This is a genomic window from Brenneria roseae subsp. roseae (assembly GCF_003115845.1).
GTDB lineage: Bacteria > Pseudomonadota > Gammaproteobacteria > Enterobacterales > Enterobacteriaceae > Brenneria > Brenneria roseae.
On record NZ_KZ819034.1, the window covers coordinates 72,290 to 98,013 of the forward strand.

Here is a 25,724-nt window from a genome sequence, read left to right on the forward strand (position 1 = left end):
TCAACCTTCAATGAATAATGGGCGACTCCCCGCCCATCATCACTCAATCAAGAACCATTACAGCGCTAAAAAGAACCCTGCGATGCTGGCGCTCATCAGGTTGGAAAGCGTCCCCGCGATCACTGCTTTCAAACCAAACCGGGCAATATCCTGACGTCGGCTCGGCGCCATACTACCCAGTCCTCCAATAAGGATAGCTATCGATGACAGGTTAGCAAACCCACAAAGTGCGAACGAGATAATCGCCTTGGTATGATCGGACAGCACCTGCAAACCAGCGGCGACAACAGAATCGTCAGCTTTCAGGTACTCGCTAAAATTCATGTAGGCAACGAACTCATTGACGATCAGCTTTTGACCAATAAACGATCCGGCGATGGTTGCCTCATCCCAGGGAACGCCAATCAAAAACGCCACCGGCGAGAAGAGCCAGCCTAAAATCAGCTCCATCGACAGCTGAGGATAGTTAAACCAACCACCTACCCCGCCGAGAATACCATTAAGCAACGCAATCAGCGCGATAAATGCCAGCAGCATAGCGCCCACATTCAGCGCCAGCTGCATGCCGGAAGCCGCACCGCTGGCCGCGGCATCAATTACATTGGCCGGTTTGTCTTCCGGGTCGACAAATCCGCTAATTTCATCACGGTCATGGGTGTTTTCCGTTTCAGGCACCATCAGCTTGGCAAACAGTAAACCGCCGGGAGCGGCCATAAAGGAGGCGGCAATCAGATACTCCAGCGGCACGCCCATCTGGGCATAGCCGGCCATAACCGAACCTGCAATGGAAGCCAGCCCGCCACACATCACGGCAAACAATTCGGACTGTGTCATATTGGCGATATACGGACGAACCACCAGCGGTGCTTCCGTCTGACCAACGAAAATATTCGCGGTGGCGGAAAGCGATTCCGTGCGCGATGTACCCAGCAGTTTCTGTAATCCCCCGCCAAGCAAACGAATAACCCATTGCATAATGCCCATGTAATAAAGCACGGCGATCAGTGACGAGAAGAAAACAATGATAGGCAGCACTCGAAGCGCAAAAACAAAGCCGCCGCCGCCAAAGACTTCAAACATCTTGTCAGAAGTCAGGCCACCGAACATAAAGGAAACGCCCTGATTACCATATGAAATGATGTTGGCCACGCCTTCCGTCATACCACCTAAAACCCGGCGTCCCAATGGCACATACAGCACTAATGCCCCAATACCAATCTGAATAATGAAAGCACCCAATACGGTACGTAATCTGATCGCCTTACGATTACTGGAAAGCATAACCGCAAACAATATCAGTACAATCATGCCAATAAGACTCATGATGAGTTGCATGTGTCATTCCCTTTAGTACGTTGTGATAACGATCATTTCTTGAAAACGATCATTCTTAAAATTTGATAACAACCGTTTTGGTAACAACGATTCATGGTCGCAGCGGGACGTCGATCGCCCGACAAGGCGGGAAACCAGAAACTATCGGTTGAGCTGGTTATAGAGACGGACTCCGGGCAGCAGCCAACTTATGTCATAAATACATACAACATCGAATAAGCCAAAATGCAAAATAGTGATGTGCATCACACTTTTGTTGTAGTTATATGAAAAAACAATGGCTGATTCGCGAATTTCTACACAAAAATCGCACTAAGTCACGCCTCTGGCGAGGCAAAACGCGAGCGCGTTTTCATCTGAGATCAAAGAGTCGGAGTGTATTTTGATAGATCGCCGCCGCCAGTTCCTCAGCGGGCTCTGGCCGTAACTGGCAGAGAGACCGGAATACGTCGATGACCCGTTCGGGGCGATTAGGTTGGCCCTGATAACCACTGACCGGCATATCCGGCGCGTCAGTTTCCAGCAGCAGGCGATCGAGAGGGAGACGGGCAATAGCCTGACGGGTCTTATTGGCTCTGGAATAGCTAATCGTCCCGCCAACGCCAATAAAATAGCCCAGCCGGATGAACGCCTGAGCCTGTTCCAGGCTACCGGCAAATCCGTGGACGACGCCAGTACGCGGCACATCAACGCGGCGTAACAGCTGCGCCAGCCGATCGTGGGTACGGCGCGAATGGAGGATGACCGGAAGATCGTACTGTTTCGCCAGTTTCAGCTGCGCCTCAAGCATCATACATTGGCGCTCAAACTGCGGTTCCTGCATATAAAGATCCAACCCTATTTCCCCCACCGCCACCAGCTTCTCCGGTCTCTGCTGTAAGTTCGCTGCTAACTGTGCCAGATCGGCGTCGGCATGCCGGGAAATATATAACGGGTGCAACCCAAGGGCGGAATAAAGGGGGGAATGCGAACGCGCCAGAGTCAGTACACGTTCAAAGTGGCGAGACGCCACGGCAGGAATAATAATACGTTCAACGCCTGCTTCGGCAGCCAATTGAAGGCTGACCACACAGTTGTCGTAAAACAACGGAAAATCGAAATGACAATGGGTATCGATAAAAGGGGAGCGAGTCGCAAGCTCAGGGCTTCCGACAGAAGGTAGCATCGACACGCGTCTTTATCCTCAGTGTAGTACTCTCTCCTCTGAGGATACCCGTTCATTGGCCTTTCCGTAACCCTCTTGCACCACGCCGGATAGATAACCATTATTTCCTTCCAGCCAGGCGCAATCACTGTCAAACCATTCAGCCCACAGCGTCCAGAAGTTCCCTTTCCACTGTTTCCATTTGCCTACAACGATATCGCTATTCATCATAGTCCTCCTGATAAAAGATCGAGATTCAGCAAACCACCACGAACAGTGTGATAGTTTTATGTTACAGCGGCATGGCAGTTCTGTCTTTCAGAAAATGTCCGATTATCCCAATAGATTTGTGACGGCCGCCTGCCCGTCCACGGAGCCAACGCCATGCGTTGTTAAAAAACACTCCCGGCGTTTTTTCAAGATGCAGAAAGGCACCAACCAGACGTTTGGGCGCGATGAGAATCCGCCGGAAGTAGAATTTGAATGCTGTTCGACACGACCCCAAAAGGGGGCAGGCCCGATGAGGCGTTAAAAGCCCCACGTACCTGTTTGGCTAGCGGAATAAAAGCGTGACGGGTATTGCCCCGTCAGAGTATGTAAAGCGGAAAGGCAAGATGAAAAGCCTAAGGCCGTTTGCGGTTGGTAAACAGGCTCACCAGGAACACGATAATCCCGACAACAAAGACAATCTTAGCCGCACCTGCTGCGGTTCCCGCCAGACCACCGAAACCCAAGGCGGCAGCGATCAATGCAATAACTAAAAAGATAATACCCCAATGAAACATACGCTCTCCTTACCAGAAAATTAACAATCATGACGGTCATCCTAACGCGAGTAATGCATCCAGATTGCGTATCCAGCGTGGTAGTGCCATGTTGTGTTGATGGTGGCGGGCCACCGTTAAACGGTACCCGCTGTAAAAAATGGGATTATTTGACGGTTAAACTGTTTTTTACGCTTTTAACACCGTCAATAGACTTGGCGATACTTTCAGCTCGCGCAGACTGTGCCTGGTTGTCCACGTCACCACTCAGCAAGACAACGCCGTCCTGCGTTTCCACTGCCACTTTACGTGAAGGAACAATATCATCAGCCAGTAGCTTAGCTTTGATGGTACTGGTGGTCATGGCATCACCCGCATAAGCACTAACCGATTGCGATGCGGTGTCTTTAACCTGTAGTTTGTCACTGACAGACGTAACCCCTTCAGTCCCGGCGGCAATGCCCACGGCACGGGTCGCTATCTCCTGACTGCCGACAAAACCGCTTAGCGTTACCACCCCCTGGGTGGTCTCAACAGAAATGTCGCCGCTGGTAATGGCTTTATCTTCCAGCAAGGCACTTTTTACTTTTGCTGTTGTTGCACTGTCGCTCATGTAGCCTGAAGCTTTATTTGCGGAACTATCGATTTTCTCACCAGTAGTATCAGCAATACGTTGTATTTTCTGTCCCGCGGTCCCTTCAGCCAGGGCAGTACCACCGGCCAGCACCGATCCCAGAACGACAGCGATCAGCGATTGTGTAAGTTTGGTTTTTCTCATCGATTTCTTCCTTTATGTTTTTCTCTATTACGCCCGTTTATGCCAAAACGCCGCACATCGGGCCGCATTAACGCAGGATAATTACGCAGGTGATTCAGGTCTGACATCAGCACCCTGAAGCGTTTGATAACGTCGCAAAAACAACGCAATAACCAGATATTTATTTTATAAAAAACAAATAAGTTAAAATAACAAACCACCTATAATCGCGTTAACAGTTAAACAAACTAAAACACTCAATACGTTGTTAACTATAGACCACTAAATGAAAAATCACAGGCGGATTGGAAGGAAAGGGGCGAAACACGCAGGAATTCAGATTTGTCTGTGACGTGCAGAACAACGCAATCCTTTGGATGGGGAAGATATAATTTATTGATATACATATAAAAATATGCGAACCAACACGCAGTGAAAGCGTATCGATTCGCATATCTGAATTTCAAAACCGAATTTCAAAACCAAATTTCAAAACAAGAGAGTACGAGACTATGCTGTTTATTTAAACAACGTCAATTAATGCTCGCGTGTCTTATGGAACTCTACCTCAGGATAACGTTCGCGCGTCAGATTCAGGTTTACCAGCGTCGGCGCCACATAGGACAGATTATCGCCGCCGTCTAATGCCAGATGCTGTTCATTCTTGCGCTTGAACTCCTCCAACTTCTTCACATCGCGGCATTCGACCCAGCGAGCGGTGGAGACATTAACGGACTCGTAGATAGCTTCCACGTTATATTCCGTCTTCAATCGCGCGACAACGACATCAAACTGCAACACACCAACGGCGCCCACGATCAGGTCATTATTGGTCAGCGGACGGAAAACCTGAACCGCGCCTTCTTCAGAAAGCTGCACCAGCCCTTTCAGCAATTGTTTCTGTTTCAACGGATCGCGCAGGCGGATACGGCGGAACATTTCAGGCGCAAAGTTCGGAATACCGGTGAATTTCATGTCTTCACCCTGAGTAAACGTATCCCCGATTTGGATCGTGCCGTGGTTGTGCAAGCCAATAATGTCGCCGGGCCAGGCTTCCTCGACGTGAGAGCGATCGCCCGCCATAAAGGTCAACGCATCGGAAATCACCACATCCTTGCCGGTACGCACCTGACGCAGCTTCATCCCTTTCTCATACTTGCCGGAAACCACGCGCATAAACGCCACGCGGTCACGGTGCTTCGGATCCATGTTGGCCTGAATTTTAAAGACGAAACCGGTGAATTTCTCTTCGGCCGCAACCACTTCACGCGTATCGGTTTTACGCGGCATTGGCGCTGGCGCCCAGGCAACCAGCCCATCCAGCATATGATCAACACCGAAATTACCCAGCGCCGTACCAAAGAATACCGGCGTCAGGTCGCCAGACAGAAACGCCTCCAGTTCAAACTCGTGAGATGCACCTTTCACCAGCTCAAGTTCTTCGCGCAGCTGCATTGCCAGCTCTTCACCGACGGCAACGTCCAGCTCCGGGTTATCCAAGCCTTTAACGATACGAACTTCCTGAATCGTGTGTCCTTTACCACTCTGATAAAGGTAGGTTTCATCTTTATAAAGGTGATAAACCCCTTTGAACAGCTTACCGCAGCCAATCGGCCAGGTGATGGGCGCACAGGCAATCTTCAGTTCGCCTTCCACCTCATCCAGCACTTCCATCGGATCGCGGATATCACGGTCCAGTTTGTTCATGAACGTCAGGATCGGCGTATCGCGCAGACGCGTCACTTCCATCAGTTTACGCGTCCGGTCTTCAACCCCTTTGGCCGCATCAATAACCATCAAACAGCAGTCCACCGCCGTCAACGTGCGGTAGGTATCTTCAGAGAAATCTTCGTGTCCCGGGGTATCCAGCAGGTTAACCAGACATTCGTGATAGGGGAACTGCATCACCGAGGTGGTAATAGAGATACCACGCTGCTTCTCCATCTCCATCCAGTCGGATTTTGCATGTTGACTTGAACCACGCCCTTTTACCGTACCAGCCGTCTGGATTGCCTGTCCGAACAGCAATACCTTTTCCGTAATGGTCGTTTTACCGGCATCGGGGTGGGATATGATGGCGAACGTTCTTCTTTTCGAGACTTCGCGGGCGTATTCACTTGGAGACATGATTTTCAGGTTTCTTCTGTTAGCCACCCGGCGTCAGCATCAAGTCAAAAACACACCGATGTCAGCGTCAGGCAAAGCGGAAATAAATCGTAAGCCGGGCATTTTCCCTGATTTAACGTTTATACACAATCGGTGACTGAAATCGGTAGCCAACCACCAGCAATATTCCTATGCTGAAGACGTCTACATCCATCCACCCGATGTCTGTTTCAGTAGAGAAATCATATGAATGATTGGAATCCCTCGCTCTACCTACGTTTTGAAAGTGAAAGAACCCGCCCGGCGCTCGAACTGGTTTCCCGTATTGTTCATCCCGATGCGGTTTATATCAGCGATCTGGGTTGCGGACCGGGAAACAGTACGGAACTGCTTCATCATGCCTGGCCTCGGGCGCAGGTTACTGGCATCGATACCTCGGACGCCATGCTGACGCAGGCTCGCTCACGTTTACCCAGCTGTCATTTTCAACAGGCTGACATCATGACCTGGCAATCACCCCGGCCCCAGGACATCATTTACGCCAATGCGTCGCTACAGTGGGTGCTGGATCATGACCGGCTGATGCCGCATCTGATACAACAGCTCGCGCCAAACGGTGTGCTGGCCATTCAGATGCCAGATAATCTTGAACAGCCAAGCCATCGACTGATGCGGGAGGTTGCAAGCCAGAATACATGGCGCGATAAACTGGGTGACGGCGACCAGATCCGGCAGCGATTACTGACCGCCGAACAATATTATGACCTGCTGGCAACCCAAGGTTGTGACGTTGATATCTGGCGTACCACATACTATCATGTGATGCCTAATGCCCAGGCCATTGTCGACTGGCTGCGAGCCACCGGACTCCGCCCTTTTCTACAGCCATTGAACGATCGGGAACAACAGGCATTTTTACAGGATTATCTGGCGGCACTGGAAAAAGTCTACCTGACGCGCCACGACGGGCAGTGTCTGTTGGCCTTCCCACGATTGTTTATGGTTGCCCGCAAGCGATAATCGCATCCTGAGGCGCAGCCACTCGTCACGGCAGCGCTATGGTTTAAAGCCGGAAGAGTCAGCCTTTTTTCTCTTCTCCGGTTTTTTGCTCATCCGCATCATCCGCAGACGCGTTTTCGTTCCCTGCACCGTCATCTTCTTCTTTAACCGGCGTACTGGCCGTAAGTAAATAAGGCGACTGCTGCCAACGGGTGCGACGGTTCTGCAACAGCGTTCGGGTCAAAATGATGCCGATCGCCAGCGACAGCAATATCATTAAGCGCAGAATATTCGTGGTGTTATCCACCTGTTTGGCCTCTGTCGCCAAAACGTGCGTATCAAGGGTAACGCGCAGGAACCCTATCGGCCCATCTTTTCCCTCGATGGGCTGCACCAGTTGATGATTGAAATAACTGCCGACCCGATTGCCGTCCAGCGCCAGCCGATCCCGCAGTTGAACCAGCTCTCCCGCTTTGGCGACCAGCGAACCATCCTGCTGATAAATACCGGCATCCAGAATCCGGCTGTGTTCAGTAAGCTGCTGAAGTATATTGTTAATCTTCTGGTTGTTATCATCCGTACTATCCATTAGCGGTGCGATGCTGTAAGCCACCTGCCTGGTCAAAGTACGCGCCAAATCCTCAACCTGTTCCGAACGGGCCATTTGGTGGCTCAAACTGAAATAGGAAGCGCCCTGCATCAGTATCACCAGCAGAGCTAAGCAAATCAGCACAATGGCTGTGCGATGTAGGCGGAATTTTACCCGAGCCCGAACCATGATAATCCTTACGCGATTTGGATACTTTATGTTGCCAGAAGCGCCGACGATAGGATAGCTTGTTGCCCTGTTTTCCGATGGATATGTTTGTGGTCGCGCCCCTGAATCAGGAAGCGCTCCCGGATAGCTGCCCATCCAATGCCACGTAATTACCGCCAGTAGAGGATTTGCCCCATGTCGAATAGTCTGACCTATCGTGATCTCCCGAATGAGATTAACTGTTGGCCGGGACTGCCGCTATCACTGAGCGGTGATGAAGTGATGCCGCTCGATTATCGCGCCGGGGACACCGGCTGGCTGCTATACAGCGACGTACTCGACAAGAATTTGATTTCCCGCTATCAACGCAAACTGGGCGCGGCGATGGTCATTGTCAGCGCCTGGATCGTGGGAGATTATCAGGTGGTCCGCCTGGCGGGGTCGCTGACGGCGAGAGCCACCAAACTGGCGCACGAACTAGGCATGGACGTATCGCCGATGCGCAACGCCCCCACCCTGCGCGCTCCCGGCCTGCTGGTGATGGATATGGATTCCACCGCAATTCAGATTGAATGTATTGACGAAATCGCCAAACTGGCGGGAACGGGCGAATTGGTTGCCGAAGTCACCGAACGGGCGATGCGCGGGGAGCTGGATTTCTCTGCCAGTCTGCGTCAGCGCGTGGGAACCTTAAAAGGCGCCGATGCCAATATTCTGTGCGAAGTACGTAAAAACCTGCCGCTGATGCCGGGACTGACCAACATGGTCAGCCAACTTCAGGAAGCAGGCTGGCATGTGGCCATTGCTTCAGGCGGGTTTACCTATTTCGCCGATTATCTGCGTGAAGAGCTGGGTCTGGTTGCCGCCGTCGCCAATGAAATGGGGATGAAAGATGGTAAACTGACCGGTGAAGTCATCGGCCCGATTATCGATGCGAAATACAAAGCCAACACGCTGCGTGAGCTGGCGGAAAAACTGGAGATCCCCCCGCAGCAGACGGTTGCCATCGGTGATGGCGCCAACGATCTGCTGATGATCAAGGCTTCCGGTCTGGGCATTGCCTATCACGCCAAACCCAAAGTCAACGACCAGTCCGCGGTGACGATCCGGAATGCTGACCTGACTGGGGTACTCTGTATTCTCAGCGGCAGCATGAGACACGAAGAACGTTAATCCGATTAGAGGTAACCTGTGGCAAAAGCCGTCAAACGCGCCTTTGTATGTAATGAATGTGGGGCAGACTATCCACGCTGGCAGGGGCAGTGCAGCGCCTGTCACGCCTGGAATACCATTACCGAAGTCCGTCTGGCCGCGGTTGCCTCCTCTTCACGATCCGATCGCCTGACCGGCTATGCCGGTGAAAGCGCCGGCGTCAGCCGGGTACAAAAACTCTCGGAGATCAGCCTTGAGGCCCTGCCCCGTTTTTCTACCGGCTTTCAGGAATTTGACCGGGTGCTGGGCGGCGGCGTCGTGCCAGGCAGCGCGATTCTGATCGGCGGTAATCCGGGGGCAGGTAAAAGCACCCTGCTATTGCAAACGCTGTGTAAACTGTCCGAACAGATGAAAACCCTGTACGTCACCGGGGAAGAATCGTTGCAGCAGGTGGCGATGCGGGCCCATCGCCTCGGGTTGCCCGCCCATAACCTGAATATGCTGTCCGAAACCAGCATCGAACAGATTTGCCTGATTGCCGAACAGGAACAGCCAAAGTTAATGGTGATTGACTCTATTCAGGTCATGCATCTGGCCGATATTCAATCCTCCCCCGGCAGTGTCGCGCAGGTCCGTGAAACCGCCGCCTACCTGACCCGCTTTGCCAAAACCCGTGGCGTTGCCATCATCATGGTCGGTCACGTCACCAAAGACGGCTCGCTGGCGGGGCCAAAAGTGCTGGAACACTGTATCGATTGTTCGGTACTGCTGGACGGTGACGCCGATTCACGTTTTCGTACTCTGCGCAGCCATAAAAACCGCTTCGGCGCCGTCAATGAACTGGGCGTCTTCGCCATGACCGAACAGGGTCTGCGTGAAATCAGCAATCCTTCGGCCATTTTCCTCAGCCGCGGCGACGAAATCACCTCCGGCAGTTCAGTCATGGTGGTCTGGGAAGGCACCCGTCCACTGCTGGTGGAAATTCAGGCGCTGGTGGATCAGTCAATGATGGCGAACCCTCGGCGGGTCGCCGTGGGGCTGGAACAGAACCGTCTGGCGATCCTGCTGGCCGTTCTGCATCGTCATGGCGGTTTGCAGATGTCGGATCAGGATGTGTTCGTCAACGTCGTAGGCGGTGTCAAAGTAACGGAAACCAGCGCCGATCTGGCGCTCCTGCTGTCACTGGTCTCCAGCCTGCGCGATCGTCCATTGCCGCAGGATCTGGTGGTGTTTGGCGAGGTCGGGCTGGCGGGTGAAATCCGTCCGGTACCCAGCGGTCAGGAACGCATTGCGGAAGCCGCCAAGCACGGTTTCAAGCGTGCGATTGTCCCCCACGCCAATATGCCGAAGAAGCCCCTATCCAACATGCAGGTTTTCGGCGTCAAGAAGCTGGCCGACGCACTGGATATTCTCAACGACCTGTAAAAAATCGCCAGGAGCGATTTTCAACGTCGCACAGCGACGGCCCATCATAAAAAATGACAGAGACAGCGATTCATCCGGCACGCTGTGTTATCTTGTTTAGTACACTAAACAGGAGTGTCGGACTATGTCGCCATTTGAGTATTTAAAATCCGCCATCCGGCAAAAGGGATGTACCTTACAGCAGGTCGCCGATGCGACGGATATGACCAAGGGCTATCTCAGCCAGTTGCTCAATGCCAAGATCAAAAGCCCCAGCGCCCAGAAACTGGAAGCGCTGCACCGCTTTCTCGGTCTGGAATTCCCCCGGCATGAAAAAAAGATTGGCGTCGTCTTCGGCAAATTTTATCCCCTGCATACCGGCCATATCTATCTGATCCAGCGAGCGTGCAGCCAGGTGGATGAGCTGCATGTCATTCTGGGTTATGACGAACCGCGTGACCGTCTGCTGTTTGAAAACAGCTCCATGTCACAGCAGCCGACCGTCAGCGATCGCCTGCGCTGGCTGTTGCAAACCTTTAAATATCAGAAAAATATTCGCATCCATGCGTTTAATGAACAAGGGATGGAGCCGTATCCGCACGGCTGGGACGTATGGAGCAAAGGCATTCAGACCTTTATGCAGGGAAAAAACATTGAGCCTAATTTCGTCTATACCAGTGAAGAACAGGATGCGCCGCAATATCGTAAACATCTGGGTATAGAAACGATCCTGATCGATCCGCAGCGCTCATTCATGAGCATCAGCGGCTCGCAAATCCGCCACGATCCTTTCCGCTACTGGGAGTATATTCCTACGGAAGTCAAACCGTTCTTTGTGCGCACGGTGGCGATTCTGGGCGGGGAATCCAGCGGGAAATCCACGCTGGTGAACAAGCTGGCCAATATCTTTAACACCACCAGCGCCTGGGAATATGGCCGTGATTACGTGTTCTCCCACCTAGGCGGCGACGAAATGGCGCTGCAATATTCCGACTACGATAAAATCGCGCTGGGTCAGGCGCAATATATCGATTTTGCCGTTAAGTACGCCAACAAAGTGGCTTTTATCGATACCGATTTCGTCACCACACAGGCATTCTGCAAAAAGTATGAGGGACGTGAACACCCGTTTGTTCAGGCGCTGGTGGACGAATATCGCTTCGATCTGGTCATCCTGCTGGAAAACAATACGCCCTGGGTTGCCGATGGACTACGCAGTCTGGGCAGTTCGTCGGCGCGTCAGGAATTCCAGAACCTGCTGAAAACCATGCTGGCAGAGAACAATATTCAGTATGTGCACGTTAAAGAATCAGACTATGACACGCGTTTTCTGCGTTGTGTGGAGCTGGTGCAGCAAATGCTGGGGAACGATCTCACCACTGCCAGCGGCGGGAAGGGGTAATAATTTCCGGCAGCGGGATATCCCAATGCTCGGTCGGCAAACGATCAACCTGCTGACAATCATGGGCCAGACCGATCGGATAAGGCCCCTGCTGCGACCAGTTCTGTAACGTGCGGTCATAAAAACCGCCGCCCATTCCCAGCCGCTGTCCCTGACTGTCAAACGCCACCAGCGGCGTCAGCAGCACATCCAACTGTGGCAGCGGCAATACCTGGCGGACATCCAGACGAGGTTGCAGAATTTTCAAACGATTCAAGACCAGCTCGGTATCCGGTGCATAGCGCAGGAACAGCAAATTCCCGGCGCTGAATGGGTGTAAGACCGGCAGATAAACCCGCTTCCCCTGTAGCCACAGCTGTTGAATCAGCGGCTGTGTATTCAGTTCACCATCGAAAGAAAGAAACGCCGCGATATTGTCCGCCTGCTGTACTTTGGGATGAAGACAAACCTGATCCACCGCCTGTTCAGCAAAGTGGGCCTGCTGTGCCGCGGTAAGCTGACGACGGCGCTGGCGCACATCCTGACGGATTTGCTGACGACGCAGGGCAGAAGAGAGTGGCGGTATGGATGATGGTGTAGGCTGCATACGGAAACGAAATGATGGCCGCAATGATTATACGTGAAAGAAAGGGAATCTCCGAGATGCCGCCGCAGGCTGTAACCCTTGAACCCTTGGTTCAAGGTGAACATAATGTCGCAGTCTTAAGGCTTCTCGGGCGAACCGAGCATGCTCACCAACCACGGAGCATTACATTCTGTTGGTTTGAAATATCGGCTCAGGGGACTGACCCGCTGACAAACATCTCAGAGAAATTTTATCCGTTACTCAGTAAAGACCTTATCACGTCTTATCGCGTAAAAACACCTGACTTTTGTCAAAAATCGATGTTATTCAAACTGTGGTCCCTGACGTTCCGTAATACGTCCCTGCTCCAACAGCGCCTGTTCGATGGTCTGTTGCAGCATACGGATACGCTGTTCCATGTTGGCCGCGTAATCACGGGTTTTACCCCGTTCCTGCGCCAGTTCATGACACACGTTAAGCGCAGCGATAAACACCAGTTGCTCGGTGTTTGTGACTCTAGTGCGAACTTTAAGATCTTGCAACCGCTGGTTAAGATCTTCCGCAGCCTGATTCAACGCATCCTGTTGTTCTGGCGGACAATTGACTCTTAACGAACGGCCAAAAATCTGAATATCTACGGGTTGTGCAGACATGCCACCTTCCTGCCTTGTTTCGTTTTCGCGCCCGCATGGAATAAATCCTGCGCTGCCTGACATCGGGCCAGTTAAAGCGGGCGTCACTATATATATCCCCAATATAAGATACAAGCCCTTTCTGGTATCCCCACCGGGCTTGGTGGTAGCATAACACGAACTAATCCTGCCAACGATGACGAATCCACATGTCTATAGAGAATACGTTTCCAGGCTACGAAGCCCTTGACCAATTGCTCCACCAGCAGCAAATCGCCCTGACCGCCGCGGAAATGCATGGCCTCATCAGCGGTATGCTGTGTGGCGGCAACCATGATGACAGTTGGCGAACGTTGGTTTTTGAACTGACGAACGAAGGGATGGCCTTTCCGCAAACGCTGTCTCAGCCGCTCCAGCATCTGTATCAGGTAACGCGTGAAACGCTCGAAGATGAAGGTTTCATGTTCCAGCTGTTCCTGCCTGACGAGAACAACGAAGCGGTCACGGTATTCGACCGGGCCGATGCGCTGGCAGGCTGGGTAAACCACTTTCTGCTGGGATTGGGCGTGGTTCAACCCCGACTGAACAAAGCCGATGGTGAGTTGAAAGAAGCGATTAATGATTTACGCAACATCGCTCAACTGGGCTATGACGAAGATGAAGATCAGGAAGAACTGGAACAATCACTTGAAGAAGTGATTGAATATGTTCGTGTATCGGCCATTTTGTGTCATAACGAATTTACCAGCCCACAGATTGTTGCGCCGGAGCAGAAAAAACCGACGCTGCATTAATCCGCTGCAATACCGGAACCGGTAGCGCAGAGCTGTACGGAATATTTTTCAGGAGCAGGTGATGAACCCACAAGAGTTCCTTCGTCGTCGTCAGACACTGCTGGAGAAAATGGCGCCGGCCAGTGCCGCAATCTTTTTTGCGGCGCCCGAGACGGCGCGCAATGCAGACAGTGATTATCCCTATCGTCAAAACAGCGATTTTTGGTATTTCACCGGGTTTAACGAACCGGAAGCAGCGCTGTTGTTGGTTAAAAGCGACGAAAAACATCACCATAGCGTGTTATTCAATCGCGTGCGCGATCTGACGGCTGAAATCTGGTTTGGCCGTCGTCTGGGCCAGGAAGCCGCTCCCGCCAAACTGGGCGTCGACCGGGCGTTACCGTTTAATGAAATCAGCGCACAGCTACACCTGCTGCTCAACGGTCTGGATGTGATTTATCACGCGCAGGGGCAATACGACTACGCCGACAAACTGCTGTTTTCCGCATTGGAAACGTTGCGCAGCGGCGCCCGCAAGGGCTTTACCGTCCCGCAGACAATCACCGACTGGCGTCCGTGGGTACATGAAATGCGGCTGTTCAAATCACAGGCGGAAATTGACGTGATGCGCCGCGCGGGTGAAATCACCGCGCTGGCCCACACACGCGCCATGCAGCAATGCCGTCCCGGCATGTTTGAATACCAGCTTGAAGGCGAAATTCATCACGAATTTACTCATCATGGCGCACGCTACCCCTCTTACAACACCATTGTCGGCAGCGGCGATAACGCCTGCATCCTGCACTACACCGAAAACGAATCTCAAATGCGCGACGGCGATTTGGTGCTGATCGACGCCGGATGCGAATACCGCAGCTATGCCGGGGATATTACCCGCACCTTCCCGGTCAATGGCAAGTTTACCGAACCGCAACGCGCGATTTACGACATTGTACTGCGCTCGCAACTCAAGGCGCTGGAGCTGTTCGCCCCCGGACGCAGCATCCGCGACGTCAATGATGAAGTGGTGCGCATCATGGTGAGCGGGCTGGTTAAGCTGGGTATCCTGAAAGGCGAGGTCGATGTATTAATCGCCGAACAGGCGCACCGTCAGTTCTTTATGCACGGGCTCAGCCACTGGCTGGGGCTGGACGTACACGATGTCGGTGATTACGGCTCCACCGATCGCGGCCGCCCGCTCGAACCCGGCATGGTGCTAACGGTGGAACCCGGCCTGTATATCGCGCCGAATGCCAAAGTGCCTCAGCAATATCGGGGAATCGGGGTGCGTATTGAAGATGATATTCTGATCACCGAGACCGGCAACGAAAACCTGACGTCCGGCGTGGTGAAAGACGCCGACGACATTGAAGCGCTCATGGCACAAGGGCCTTCTGCATAGCAGTCGCCAGAAATACGAGCCTACCCCAACAGGCTCTGAGCATCGGGATAAAAACATGACGGTAATGATTGTCGGCGGAGGCATGGCGGGCGCAACACTGGCGCTGGCAATATCCACGCTTTCACAAGGGAAAGTTCCCGTTGATCTGATCGAAGCAAAATCTCCGCTCGAACGGCAACACCCGGGATTTGATGCCAGAGCGATTGCCCTGTCGGAAGGCACCAGCCAGCAACTGGAAACCATCGGCATCTGGCAGACGCTGGCGGGCTGCGCTACCGCGATAACCGACATTCACGTCAGCGATCGCGGACATGCCTGCTTTGTCAACCTGAAAGCCACGGACTATCACGTGCCGGCGCTGGGCCACGTTGTCGAACTGCACGAAGCGGGACAGCGGCTGTTCTCCTTGTTGAAACAGGCGCCCGGCGTGCGTCTGCATTGTCCGGCAACAGTCGTCGCCGTTGCCCGTACGCAAAGCGAGGCGACGCTGACGCTGGATAACGGTACGGTACTGGCCGGACAGCTGATGGTGGCGGCCGACGGCTCTCACTCAATGCTGGCTGAAGCCTGCGGTGTACAGTGGCAACAGCGGGACTATGATCAAATCGCCGTTATCGCCAACGTGACGACGGCCGAAGCGCCTCAAGGCCGTGCATTTGAGCGCTTTACGCCACACGGACCGTTGGCGATGTTGCCCATGGGCAATGGCCGCAGTTCGCTGGTCTGGTGTCATGCCCGCAGCCAGCAGACGCTGGTTGATAACTGGCGTGAAGACGAATTCCGTCAGCAGCTACAGCGGGCGTTTGGCTGGCGTCTGGGCGCGATCGCCCACATCGGAGAACGCCACAGCTATCCTTTACGATTACTGACCGCCAGCCAGCATATCGGCCATCGGCTGGCGCTGGTGGGCAATGCGGCCCAGACATTGCATCCGATCGCCGGGCAAGGATTTAATCTGGGCTTGCGGGATGTGATGTCGCTGGCGGAAACCGTGGTTGAAGCCATGCAACATCATCTGGACCCGGGCCATTACCGCGTGCTCAGCCGCTACCAGCAGCGTCGCCAACCCGATCAGCAAACGACGGTGGCGATTACCGACGGACTGGTCAGGCTGTTTGCCAACCGCTATACCGCATTGGAAATTGGCCGTAATCTGGGGCTCATGACCATGAATAATCTGCCGTTGATGCGTGATGCGCTGGCCCGCCGCACACTTGGCTGGGTTGAGCGTTAAGCACGTTCTCCGGCAGGACATAACAGGAAAATACGTGTATGCAATCATTCGACGTGGTTATTGCCGGTGGCGGCATGGTTGGTCTGGCACTCGCCTGCGGTTTGCAAGGCAGCGGCCTGCGCATCGCCGTCCTTGAAAAACAGCCGGTTGAAGTACGAGCGCCCGAAAACGCGCCTGCATTGCGAGTCTCCGCCATCAACGCGGCCAGCGAGAGCCTGCTTCGTCATCTTGGCGTCTGGGAAAGCCTCGTTGCGCAACGCGTCAGCCCCTATAACGCCATGGAAGTCTGGGATAAAGACAGCTTTGGTCACATCAGCTTCAACGGTGAAGCGTTCGGCTTTTCACACCTCGGCCATATTATCGAAAATCCGATCATTCAGCAGACGCTGTGGCAGAAGGCCGGTCAATCCGGCGACATTACGCTGCTGGCGCCGGCGGTGTTGAAACAGGTCGCCTGGGGCGAAAACGAAGCCTTTATCACGTTGCAGGATGACAGCATGCTCACCGCGCGTCTGGTTGTCGGCGCCGACGGCGCACACTCCTGGCTACGCCAGCACGCAGATATTCCGCTGACCTTCTGGGATTACGGCCACCACGCGCTGGTCGCCAGCATTCGCACCGAATCCCCGCACCACGCCGTGGCGCGTCAGGTGTTTCACGGCGACGGCATTCTGGCGTTTTTGCCGCTGAGCGATCCGCATCTCAGTTCGATTGTCTGGTCGCTCTCGCCGCAACAGGCTCAGACCATGCAGGCGTTACCTGAAGACGAGTTTAACCAGCGGTTGTCGATAGCCTTCGATATGCGTCTGGGATTATGCAAGCTCGAAAGTGAACGGCAAACATTCCCCCTGATGGGACGCTATGCCCGCAGTTTCGCGGCGCATCGTCTGGTGCTGGTCGGCGACGCGGCTCACACCATTCATCCTCTGGCCGGTCAGGGCGTGAATCTCGGCTTTATGGACGTGGCTGACCTGATTGCGGAACTGAAACGGCTTCAGGCGCAGGGCAAAGACATCGGCCAGCATCTGTATCTCAGACGCTATGAACGCAAGCGGAAACACCGCGCCGCCGTCATGCTCGCCAGCATGCAAGGGTTCCGCGAACTGTTCGATGGCGACAATCCGGCCAAAAAGCTGCTGCGCGATGTGGGCCTGATGCTGGCAGACAAGCTGCCCGGCATTAAACCGACGCTGGTGCGTCAGGCAATGGGGTTACATGATTTGCCGGCGTGGCTGAGTGACGGTAAGTAAGCGGTCACTCAACATCAGTTCGCCGCACATGCGGCGAACGCTGAACCGAGCGTTACGAATCATCCCCGACTCTCACCAGCAGCTTGCCAAAATTATGCCCTTGCAACAGGCCGATAAACGCCTCCGGCGCGTTTTCCAAACCATCGACAAGATGTTCCCGATATTTGATCTTCCCTTCCGCCACCCACGGGGAAACCGCCTGCTGGAATTCATCAAAACGATGGCCGTAATCATCAAAAATGATGAATCCCTGCATCCGAATGCGCTTCTTCAAAATGGTCCCGGTCAACAGAGGCAGACGGTCGGGGCCATCAGGTAATCCAGTCGCATTGTAATTGGAGATCAGTCCGCAGACCGGAATACGCGCGGACGTATTCAATAACGGCAATACCGCATCGAATACCTTCCCACCGACGTTTTCAAAATAAATATCAATCCCTTTCGGGCAGGCTTGCTGTAGCTGCTCAGCAAAATCCGTCGCGTGATGATCGAGGCAGATATCGAATCCCAAGACCTCGACCGCATGGCGGCATTTCTCCGCGCCCCCCGCGACGCCAACGACATGACATCCCTTCAGTTTGCCAATCTGCCCGACCGTCGCGCCTACCGGCCCCGTTGCCGCCGCCACCACCAGCGTTTCACCCGCTTTGGGCTGCCCGATATCCATCAGTCCCATATAGGCGGTGAACCCGGGCATACCCAGAACCCCCAACGCATAGGACGGATTAGACGGAGATTGCCCCAGATTTTTTAACCCCTTGCCGTCGGAAACGGCATAATCCTGCCAGCCGCTATAGGCCAGAACCCAGTCACCAACCTGATAATCCGGGTGTTTTGACTGCACCACTCTGCTGACGGTCGTCCCGACCATCACCTCATTCAGTTCCACCGGTTTGGCATAAGATGGCGCATCGCTCATGCGACCGCGCATATAAGGATCAAGAGAAAGAAACACCGAGCGCAGCAGCACGCCGCCTTCCTTAACCTCGGGAATAGCCTGCTGCTCCAGACGGAAATTATCTTGCGTAGGCGCACCGTGCGGACGTTGCGCCAACACGATGCGACGATTGTACCGATCGGTTTGTGACATAAAATGCTCCTTTTAGGGCTGCCTCGTACTACTATTCAGAATATCATCATAGTTCATGGGCAGGCAGATGAAGCCGAGCCCCGCGACAATAGCGTCATCACCCAATCGGATTCGGCAATGGCAAAAAATACCACGGCCAATACGCCGGCGACCTGAAAGATAATGGCGATATCAATTTAGTTCTATTAGCTTAATAATTGTTTTCTTCAGTTATTACATTTAAAAATAGCGGCTCATCGCTTCACTTAAAAAATGTATTTACATAAATATACAATTAGAAATACTTAATAACGATTACAACGCCAACTGATGTCACTGTATTTACACTAACATTAACAGGGTATATCCAATAAATTTCCAGTTATAGAAAACAGCAATGCATGCCCCCTCAGTTGCTGACTAAAATAAACCCACGGGCAATTTTAATGTAGTCAACAGCCTGTAATCTGAAAGATGAACAGAGAGCCCTCATATAAAAATCGATTGTGATGACCAATGGGTGTATCATCCTTTCCGAATCAAGGTGTAACCTGATAGGTTAATGATTATTTTTCGATATCTTTTTCATAACCAAGCTGTCAATTTCTGTCACACCCGCGGCTTATCTGTCGGTGCGACCGAGTACATATTTTATGAAAACACGGTATTTGCCGCATCGAAAATAATCAATGATACCCGTCGGTATATACCCTAAATAATTCGAGTTGCAGGAAGGCGGCGAGTGAAGGAATCCCGATGAGCTTACTCGGGTAAGTGATTCGGGTGACGGAGCGTGGCCAACGCACATGCAACTTGAAGTATGACGGGTATAAGCCCTGTATTCGCCATAGAGGTACCTTTTATTCGCGCATTAGCATAATGCCGAATTTTATTCCTCAAAAATTGGAATGTTCTATACCTGCCTGATTTCAGGATCCTGAAAGTTGATAACTGAATGTCGTTTCGACAAGGAAACATGAGCAGAAAACCAACGATTCAGAATCATGAAAGACGATGGGTTTATTTAGGAGAAAATAACATGCAGTTACGTACGACGAAGGAAAAAATCCTGATAGCAATATTAGTTGGGATAATCGCCGGTATTATTTGCGCGCTCGCCAAATTTGGCTGGGAAATTCCATTCCCGCCCCGAACTCCAGCCCGCGACCTTACCAATCCGCCGCAAGAGTTACTGCAACAGCTGGGCATGTCTTTTGAAATGTCCCATATTACGTATTTATTTAATGGCAACCCAAGACCTATCATGAGCTTTATCATGCACTTTGGTTTTTCCATTACCTTTGCCGTCCTGTACTGCGTGGTGGCCGAGTTTTACCCCAAAATCAAACTCTGGCAGGGGGCATTTTACGGTCTGGTTCTCCATGTCGTCTTCCACATTATCCTGCTTCCACTGTTTGGCACCGTGCCAGCTCCGTGGGATCAACCGTTTGCCGAGCACTTCTCCGAGCTTTTCGGACACATGTTCTGCTTCTGGCTGGTTGAAATTGCCCGTCGTGACCTACGCAACCGCATTACTCATGCGCCGGATGCGGAAGTGCCCCTTTCGGAAGCTACCCGCTAAATAACGCCAGGCGATCGCGCGAAGCCTTGTGCGACACATAGAAACAGGGAATGAGGGATAATACCTCTTCCCTTTTTTTTCAGGCTGCGGTTAACCCTCTTTCGATATGACGTTATCTACGTTAGCCCTCCGCCGGGACCACGGATATCTCTTTTCCCTCTTCATTGTCATTGACCGATGATGTTTTTATATATTTTCTGGCATTAAAAATAACTTTTTATACTTTTACACCCTCCTCTCTGCTCACTACAGTGGCAACGATATTGACAGGACAACCCCGCCGCCCTCTAAGGAATCAGAGAATGGAAAAAAAATCACCCGCACGGTCGTTATCACGGCCTGAATTACTGACTGTCGGATTACTCTCGCTGCTTTTTACACTAAATCCACTTGCGCATGGCGCGGAAAGCGCGGAAAAACCGGTGGCAGGCGGTACACTGAATGTCGCGCTGGGCAGCGATACGCCGATCATTGATCCGCACATTACCGCCTATGGGGTGACGGCACTGATCGCCCGCAACGTGGTGGATTCGCTGGTCGGCCAGGCTGAGGACAACAGCTTTACCCCCTGGTTGGCGGAACGCTGGGAAATCAACGATGACAACACGTCCTATACCTTCCATCTGCGCAAGGACGTCACCTTCAGCGACGGCACCAAACTGGATGCCGAGGCGGTAAAATACAATCTTGAACGCATTCTCGATCCGAAAACCACCTCCAGCTACGCCAAATCGCTGTTAGGGCCGATCGACGCCATCACCACGCCTGATGCGTACACGGTCGTGATTCACTATTCCTCATCGTTTGCACCGTTGTTACAAGGGTTGAGCCTGCCTTATCTGGGCATCCAGTCGCCGACCTATCTGAAAAACACGCCGAATACCAGCAACACCGTGGTTGGTTCCGGGCCATTTATTCTGGACTCCTTTGTCAAAGGCAGCGGCAGCAGGCTGAGCAAACGCGCAGATTACAACTGGGGGCCCGGTTACGCGAAACATACCGGTCCGGCTTATCTGGACGGGATTACCTTTAAATATCTGCCGGAGGCCTCCGTCAGGCTGGGAGCGCTGACCAGCAACCAGGTTCAGGCCATTGACGCCGTGCCACCCGCTAATTATCCCTCGGTGAAAAAGAATCCGCGTCTGGATGTGGTCAGCTATGAAAACCCTGGCGTCAACCGCGTGTTGTACTTCAACACCACCAAAGGGCCGTTCCAGGACGTCAAGGTTCGTCAGGCGTTCCAGAGCGCCGCGGATACCGCGACGGCAGTGAAAGTGTCCTACTTCGGCACGCTGAAAGCGGCGGATAACGTCGTCGGTCCGGCAACGCTTTATTACGATCCCACGGTGAAGTCCCGCTGGGGATTTGATCTGCAAAAAGCCAATCAGCTATTGGACAGCGCAGGCTGGAACAACAAGGACAGCGAAGGCTACCGAACCAAAGACGGTAAGCGTCTGACCGTGACGTTTGTCTACGCCACAACGAACGTGGAAGCCGCTGACGTCACGTTGTTCCAGGCGATTCAGTATCAGGTCAAACAGGCCGGGATTGATCTGAAGCTCGATCCAACGGATGCGGGCGGGTTTACCAGCCGCACCAACGGCAATGAATACGATATTGCGTCCAACTTCTTCGTCCGCGCCGAACCGGATATCCTGCGCACGGTGTTCGATTCCGCCTACGCGCCGCCCAACGGCAACAACTTCACGCGGATCAGCGTGCTGGATGAGAAGTTAAGAAAGGCGGTAGGCGCCGGCGATGCCGAACGTAAACAGCTGTATACCGATATTCAGCATGAAATTATCGATCAGGCCTATGTCCTGCCCGTCTATATTCCGGCTTATCAGCTTGGTTTGTCGAAGCAGGTGCAGGGCATAAGCTGGGCGACCAACGCTAAACCGAATTTCTATGATGTCTGGATTAAACGTTAATCTGGCGGGATACGCTAAACGTCTGTTAACCATTCTGGCTGTGCTCTGGGGTGCAGCCACGTTGACGTTTATTGCCGTCAAACTCATCCCCGGCGATCCTATCGCCATTCTCAGCGGCGGCGACAACGTGGTTGACGACGCTTACCGCGCCGTACTGACCCGGCAATTCGGCCTCGATCAACCGCTGTGGATGCAGTATCTGCGTTATTGTGCCCAGGCATTGCAGGGTGATTTCGGCATCAGCTACCAGTATCGGCAACCGGTGCTGTCAGTCATTGCCGATGCCATGCGCGAAACGCTGCCGCTGGCGCTCGGCGGACTGACGCTGGCGCTGGTGCTGGCCATATCCAGCGCGCTCATCACCGCCGGGCGCTACCATCGGCTGCGGCGGCTGATCTCCTGGCTGGAGCTGACGCTGCTCAGCACGCCGGTGTACTGGATCGGGATTGTTCTGCTGAGCATATTCAGTTTTCGACTACAGTGGTTTCCCGTCACCGGCAATGACGGCCTGATCTCACTGGTGCTGCCCATCATTACCCTCAGCCTGCCGATAGCCGCGCTGCTCAGTCAGGTATTGCGCGACGGTCTGGAAGAAGCCTTATCCCAGCCGTTCGCTCTGACGGTACGTACCCGCGGCGTCAGCGAAACGATACTGCGGATTCGTCACGGTCTGCGCCATGCCGCGCTGGCGGCGTCAACGCTGACCGGTACGCTGCTGGCCGGCGTGCTGGCCGGTTCCGTGTTAACTGAAACGGTCTTTGGCCGCGCCGGTATTGGACAAATCACGCTGCACGCGATTGAAACCCGCGATATGCCGCTGGTGCTCGGCGTCGTCATGCTGTCAGCTCTGCTGTTTGTGGTGATCAACCTGTTGGTGGATGCTTTGTATTTGATTGTCGATCCCCGTTTGCGCAAGAAGGCGAACGCCCATGAGCAGTGAACCTATGATACTTCCCCGCGCCCCGCGCTCTGGCTATCGAAATCCCTGGCTGGCCACCTCAACGCTGTTACCCGCGGCGATCGTTTTCCTGCTGGTGCTGGCCGTCTTTTTTCCGTCCCTGTTTACCAGCCGCACGATTGATGAAATGGATCTTGGCGCGATCCTGCAACCACCGAGCGGCGAGCACTGGTTCGGTACTGATACGCTGGGACGCGATATCTTTGCCCGGGTGATCCACGGCACCTCGCTATCGCTGAGTATCGGCGTAGGCGCCATGCTGATTGCCTGTCTCGGGGGCGTGCTGTTCGGCACGCTTTCCGTGCTGGCGCCGGCGCCGATACGTCAGATACTGGTGCGCCTGCTGGATATCATGCTGGCCTTTCCCGATCTGCTGCTGGCGCTGCTGGTCATTGCCGTATTGGGGCGCGGCCCGGAAAATACTTTGCTTGCCGTCGGGCTGGCGGGGATCGCCAGCTATGCCCGGTTGGTGCGTTCACAGGTCCTACAGGTCAGGCTTTCCGGCTATGTGACCCATGCCATCGCGTTGGGTGAGCACCCGCTGTACATCATCGTGCGGCATATTATCCCCAATACGCTGCGTCCGCTGCTGATCGTCGCCACTATCGGCGTCGGACACGCCATTCTGTCGGCCTCCGCGCTGAGCTTTCTCGGATTGGGCGTCGTACCGCCCATCGCAGAGTGGGGGGCGCTGCTGGCCGATGGACGTAATTTTCTCGATATCGCGCCGTGGATCAGCCTGTTTCCGGCTACCGTCGTCGCCCTCTCCGTTATTTCAATTACGTTGCTGGGACGGCGTTTACAAACCATTCTGGCAAAAGGCAACGCATCATGACGCAGCAAGTGCCCCACGCAACCCACTCGTCGCTGCTGAATGTGGAAGGATTAAGCGTCAGCTTTCCCAGTGAACAGGGCGCGATTGAGTCGGTAAAAAACCTTTCTTTTCAGGTCAATGCCGGTGAGATTCTGGCGCTGGTCGGTGAATCAGGCTCGGGCAAGTCGGTGACGGCGCGCACGCTGGTTGGTTTGGCCGGAGAGCGGGCGAATGTCACGGCCAATGCCATCTCGCTGACGCGTCACGATGGCAGTCACTGCGATCTCCGTTTTCTGACCTATCGCGACTGGCGGCACATTCGCGGCAGGGAAATCGGTTTTATTTTACAGGATGCGCTGGTCTCTCTCGATCCGTTACGCAAAATCGGTCAGGAAGTGGCGGAGCCGATTCTTACTCATCAGCTACTCCCACGCACTCAGGTTCCTGAACGCGTGGCGGCACTGCTGCAACAGGCGGGCATCCCCGATCCGGCCAATCGTGCCGCCCAATATCCGCATGAGCTATCCGGCGGGTTGCGCCAGCGGGCCCTGATTGCCTCGGCACTGGCTGCCGGCCCACGTCTGCTGATTGCCGATGAGCCCACCACCGCGCTGGACGCCACGGTGCAAAAGCAGGTACTGAAGGTGTTTACCGAACTGGCGCAGGCAGGGCACGGGGTGTTGCTGATCACTCACGATCTGGGGGTGGTGGCGGAGGTGGCGGATCGCGTTATCGTGATGCAAAAAGGCCGTCTGGTGGAGAGCGGCAGCGCCCGCCAGGTGCTGAACGCTCCCGAACATCCCTATACACGGCGTCTGCTGGCCGCCATTCCTACCGCTGCCACACGCGGCAACTGGCTGTCCGGCGAGAACCCACTCAACACCCATACCGCGCCATTGATTGCATCCCCCGCGACCGCCACCACCGATATTGCGCTACAGGTCGATCGGGTTTCCGTTGCGTTTACCCGTCCCGACGGCAGCGCAATGAACGCGGTCAATCAGGTTTCCCTTCAGGTCAGGCGCGGCGAAACGCTTGGCATCGTGGGTGAATCAGGCTCGGGTAAAACGACGTTGGGAAAAGTCATTCTTGCCTTGCAAAAACCCGATAGCGGGGCGGTGTGGCTGGCCGAGCATCCCTGGAGCGCGCTGGAAGAACGTGAGCGTCGTCCACTGCGCGCCCGTATTCAGACCATCACTCAGGATCCGCTGGGTTCATTTGATCCGCAGTTTACTATTGAGCAAATTCTCCGCCAGCCATTGCGCCTGCGCCGCGATCTCAGCGCGGCGCAACAGCAGCAGCGCATTTTGACCCTGCTGGAACAGGTCGGCCTGACGCCAGATCTGCTGCCGCGCCGTCCGCATACGCTATCCGGCGGTCAGCGTCAGCGCATCTCGATTGCCCAGGCGCTGGCCTCTGAGCCCGACATTATCATCTGTGACGAACCCGTTTCGGCGCTGGATGTCACCACGCAGGCACAGGTGCTGGATCTGCTGGTCGCGTTGCAACGTCAACTGCATCTGACCATGCTGTTCATTTCCCATGATTTGGGCGTGGTCCAGCATATGAGCCACCGAATTGCGGTGATGAAAGAAGGGGAAATCGTAGAAACCGGCCCGGTGGAGCAAATCTTCAGTCAGCCACAACATCCTTATACGCAGCTGCTGCTCTCGACGGTGGTGAAATAAAGGCGC

The 25,724-nt window shown here is 53.9% G+C and carries 23 protein-coding genes and 1 other RNA gene; 13 read left to right on the top strand and 11 right to left on the bottom strand.

Going from position 1 to position 25,724, the window contains the following annotated elements; translation table 11 throughout:
• Positions 1-57 precede the first annotated feature (57 nt).
• The 6 genes from DDT52_RS16495 to prfC form a co-directional block, all read right to left on the bottom strand.
• The gene (locus DDT52_RS16495) at positions 58-1,335 is read right to left on the bottom strand and encodes a NupC/NupG family nucleoside CNT transporter (RefSeq protein WP_136157319.1); all 1,278 of its coding nucleotides are present in this window, start codon (positions 1,333-1,335) and stop codon (positions 58-60) included.
• Positions 1,336-1,687: 352 nt separating this feature from the next.
• Positions 1,688-2,500, bottom strand: a complete 813-nt coding sequence (locus DDT52_RS16500) for a TatD family hydrolase (protein ID WP_136157371.1) — start codon at positions 2,498-2,500, stop codon at positions 1,688-1,690.
• Positions 2,501-2,518: 18 nt separating this feature from the next.
• Positions 2,519-2,707: a CsbD family protein gene (locus DDT52_RS16505; RefSeq protein WP_136157372.1), complete on the bottom strand. Its 189-nt coding sequence runs from the start codon at positions 2,705-2,707 to the stop codon at positions 2,519-2,521.
• Positions 2,708-3,102: 395 nt separating this feature from the next.
• Positions 3,103-3,264 carry a DUF1328 domain-containing protein gene (locus DDT52_RS16510; protein WP_109053922.1) on the bottom strand — a complete coding sequence of 54 codons (162 nt, stop codon included), beginning with the start codon at positions 3,262-3,264 and terminating at the stop codon, positions 3,103-3,105.
• Between the two features lie 145 nt (positions 3,265-3,409).
• Complete coding sequence (gene osmY, locus DDT52_RS16515) at positions 3,410-4,021, bottom strand: molecular chaperone OsmY (RefSeq protein WP_136157320.1); 612 nt, start codon at positions 4,019-4,021, stop codon at positions 3,410-3,412.
• A 516-nt stretch (positions 4,022-4,537) separates the two neighbouring features.
• A complete protein-coding gene (gene prfC / locus DDT52_RS16520) occupies positions 4,538-6,127 on the bottom strand; it encodes a peptide chain release factor 3 (RefSeq protein WP_136157321.1) in 1,590 nt (529 codons plus the stop codon).
• Between the two features lie 225 nt (positions 6,128-6,352).
• On the opposite strand from prfC, the gene tam reads away from it, so the two are divergent.
• Complete coding sequence (tam, locus tag DDT52_RS16525) at positions 6,353-7,126, top strand: trans-aconitate 2-methyltransferase (RefSeq protein ID WP_136157322.1); 774 nt, start codon at positions 6,353-6,355, stop codon at positions 7,124-7,126.
• Positions 7,127-7,184: 58 nt separating this feature from the next.
• Here the strand turns inward: tam and DDT52_RS16530 are convergent, their stop codons facing one another.
• The gene (locus DDT52_RS16530; RefSeq protein WP_136157323.1) at positions 7,185-7,883 is read right to left on the bottom strand and encodes a YtjB family periplasmic protein; all 699 of its coding nucleotides are present in this window, start codon (positions 7,881-7,883) and stop codon (positions 7,185-7,187) included.
• 174 nt (positions 7,884-8,057) lie between these two features.
• Between DDT52_RS16530 and serB the strand changes: the two genes are divergently transcribed.
• The 3 genes from serB to nadR all read left to right on the top strand — a co-directional run bounded on the left by serB (position 8,058) and on the right by nadR (position 11,820).
• On the top strand, positions 8,058-9,035 hold the full coding sequence (gene serB, locus DDT52_RS16535; protein WP_136157324.1) for a phosphoserine phosphatase: 978 nt from the start codon (positions 8,058-8,060) through the stop codon (positions 9,033-9,035).
• Positions 9,036-9,053: 18 nt separating this feature from the next.
• Positions 9,054-10,439 carry a DNA repair protein RadA gene (gene radA / locus DDT52_RS16540; RefSeq protein ID WP_109053907.1) on the top strand — a complete coding sequence of 462 codons (1,386 nt, stop codon included), beginning with the start codon at positions 9,054-9,056 and terminating at the stop codon, positions 10,437-10,439.
• Between the two features lie 124 nt (positions 10,440-10,563).
• Positions 10,564-11,820, top strand: a complete 1,257-nt coding sequence (gene nadR, locus DDT52_RS16545) for a multifunctional transcriptional regulator/nicotinamide-nucleotide adenylyltransferase/ribosylnicotinamide kinase NadR (protein ID WP_136157325.1) — start codon at positions 10,564-10,566, stop codon at positions 11,818-11,820.
• Here nadR and DDT52_RS16550 read toward each other — a convergent pair.
• The 3 genes from DDT52_RS16550 to zapA all read right to left on the bottom strand — a co-directional run bounded on the left by DDT52_RS16550 (position 11,792) and on the right by zapA (position 13,038).
• Positions 11,792-12,406: a 5-formyltetrahydrofolate cyclo-ligase gene (locus tag DDT52_RS16550; protein WP_136157326.1), complete on the bottom strand. Its 615-nt coding sequence runs from the start codon at positions 12,404-12,406 to the stop codon at positions 11,792-11,794. The two genes, nadR and DDT52_RS16550, sit on opposite strands and share 29 nt — an antisense overlap.
• Before the next feature lie 44 nt (positions 12,407-12,450).
• A non-coding RNA gene (gene ssrS, locus DDT52_RS16555) (6S RNA) lies at positions 12,451-12,634 on the bottom strand.
• 74 nt (positions 12,635-12,708) lie between these two features.
• Positions 12,709-13,038, bottom strand: coding sequence for a cell division protein ZapA (gene zapA, locus DDT52_RS16560; RefSeq protein ID WP_109053904.1), 330 nt, complete (start codon positions 13,036-13,038; stop codon positions 12,709-12,711).
• A gap of 188 nt (positions 13,039-13,226) precedes the next feature.
• Here zapA and DDT52_RS16565 point away from each other — a divergent pair, with 188 nt between their 5' ends.
• The 4 genes from DDT52_RS16565 to ubiI all read left to right on the top strand — a co-directional run bounded on the left by DDT52_RS16565 (position 13,227) and on the right by ubiI (position 17,676).
• Positions 13,227-13,811, top strand: a complete 585-nt coding sequence (locus DDT52_RS16565) for a YecA/YgfB family protein (protein ID WP_136157327.1) — start codon at positions 13,227-13,229, stop codon at positions 13,809-13,811.
• Positions 13,812-13,872: 61 nt separating this feature from the next.
• Entirely contained in the window at positions 13,873-15,192 is a 1,320-nt protein-coding gene (gene pepP / locus DDT52_RS16570; protein ID WP_136157328.1) for a Xaa-Pro aminopeptidase, read from the top strand.
• A 55-nt stretch (positions 15,193-15,247) separates the two neighbouring features.
• The gene (gene ubiH / locus DDT52_RS16575; protein WP_136157329.1) at positions 15,248-16,426 is read left to right on the top strand and encodes a 2-octaprenyl-6-methoxyphenyl hydroxylase; all 1,179 of its coding nucleotides are present in this window, start codon (positions 15,248-15,250) and stop codon (positions 16,424-16,426) included.
• A 38-nt stretch (positions 16,427-16,464) separates the two neighbouring features.
• Positions 16,465-17,676 carry an FAD-dependent 2-octaprenylphenol hydroxylase gene (gene ubiI / locus DDT52_RS16580; protein WP_136157330.1) on the top strand — a complete coding sequence of 404 codons (1,212 nt, stop codon included), beginning with the start codon at positions 16,465-16,467 and terminating at the stop codon, positions 17,674-17,676.
• 52 nt (positions 17,677-17,728) lie between these two features.
• On the opposite strand, the gene DDT52_RS16585 is transcribed toward ubiI, so the two are convergent.
• On the bottom strand, positions 17,729-18,766 hold the full coding sequence (locus tag DDT52_RS16585) for an NADP-dependent oxidoreductase (RefSeq protein WP_136157331.1): 1,038 nt from the start codon (positions 18,764-18,766) through the stop codon (positions 17,729-17,731).
• 1,018 nt (positions 18,767-19,784) lie between these two features.
• On the opposite strand from DDT52_RS16585, the gene DDT52_RS16590 reads away from it, so the two are divergent.
• The 5 genes from DDT52_RS16590 to DDT52_RS16610 all read left to right on the top strand — a co-directional run bounded on the left by DDT52_RS16590 (position 19,785) and on the right by DDT52_RS16610 (position 25,718).
• The gene (locus DDT52_RS16590) at positions 19,785-20,327 is read left to right on the top strand and encodes a YagU family protein (RefSeq protein WP_136157373.1); all 543 of its coding nucleotides are present in this window, start codon (positions 19,785-19,787) and stop codon (positions 20,325-20,327) included.
• Positions 20,328-20,629: 302 nt separating this feature from the next.
• Complete coding sequence (locus DDT52_RS16595; RefSeq protein ID WP_136157332.1) at positions 20,630-22,258, top strand: ABC transporter substrate-binding protein; 1,629 nt, start codon at positions 20,630-20,632, stop codon at positions 22,256-22,258.
• Entirely contained in the window at positions 22,236-23,198 is a 963-nt protein-coding gene (locus tag DDT52_RS16600; protein ID WP_136157333.1) for an ABC transporter permease, read from the top strand. The genes DDT52_RS16595 and DDT52_RS16600 overlap by 23 nt, the downstream gene beginning before the upstream one ends.
• The gene (locus DDT52_RS16605) at positions 23,188-24,051 is read left to right on the top strand and encodes an ABC transporter permease (RefSeq protein ID WP_136157334.1); all 864 of its coding nucleotides are present in this window, start codon (positions 23,188-23,190) and stop codon (positions 24,049-24,051) included. The genes DDT52_RS16600 and DDT52_RS16605 overlap by 11 nt, the downstream gene beginning before the upstream one ends.
• Positions 24,048-25,718 (top strand): dipeptide ABC transporter ATP-binding protein, encoded by a 1,671-nt coding sequence (locus DDT52_RS16610; protein WP_136157335.1) that lies wholly within the window; start codon positions 24,048-24,050, stop codon positions 25,716-25,718. Before DDT52_RS16605 ends, DDT52_RS16610 begins: the two co-directional genes overlap by 4 nt.
• Positions 25,719-25,724: the final 6 nt, after the last annotated feature.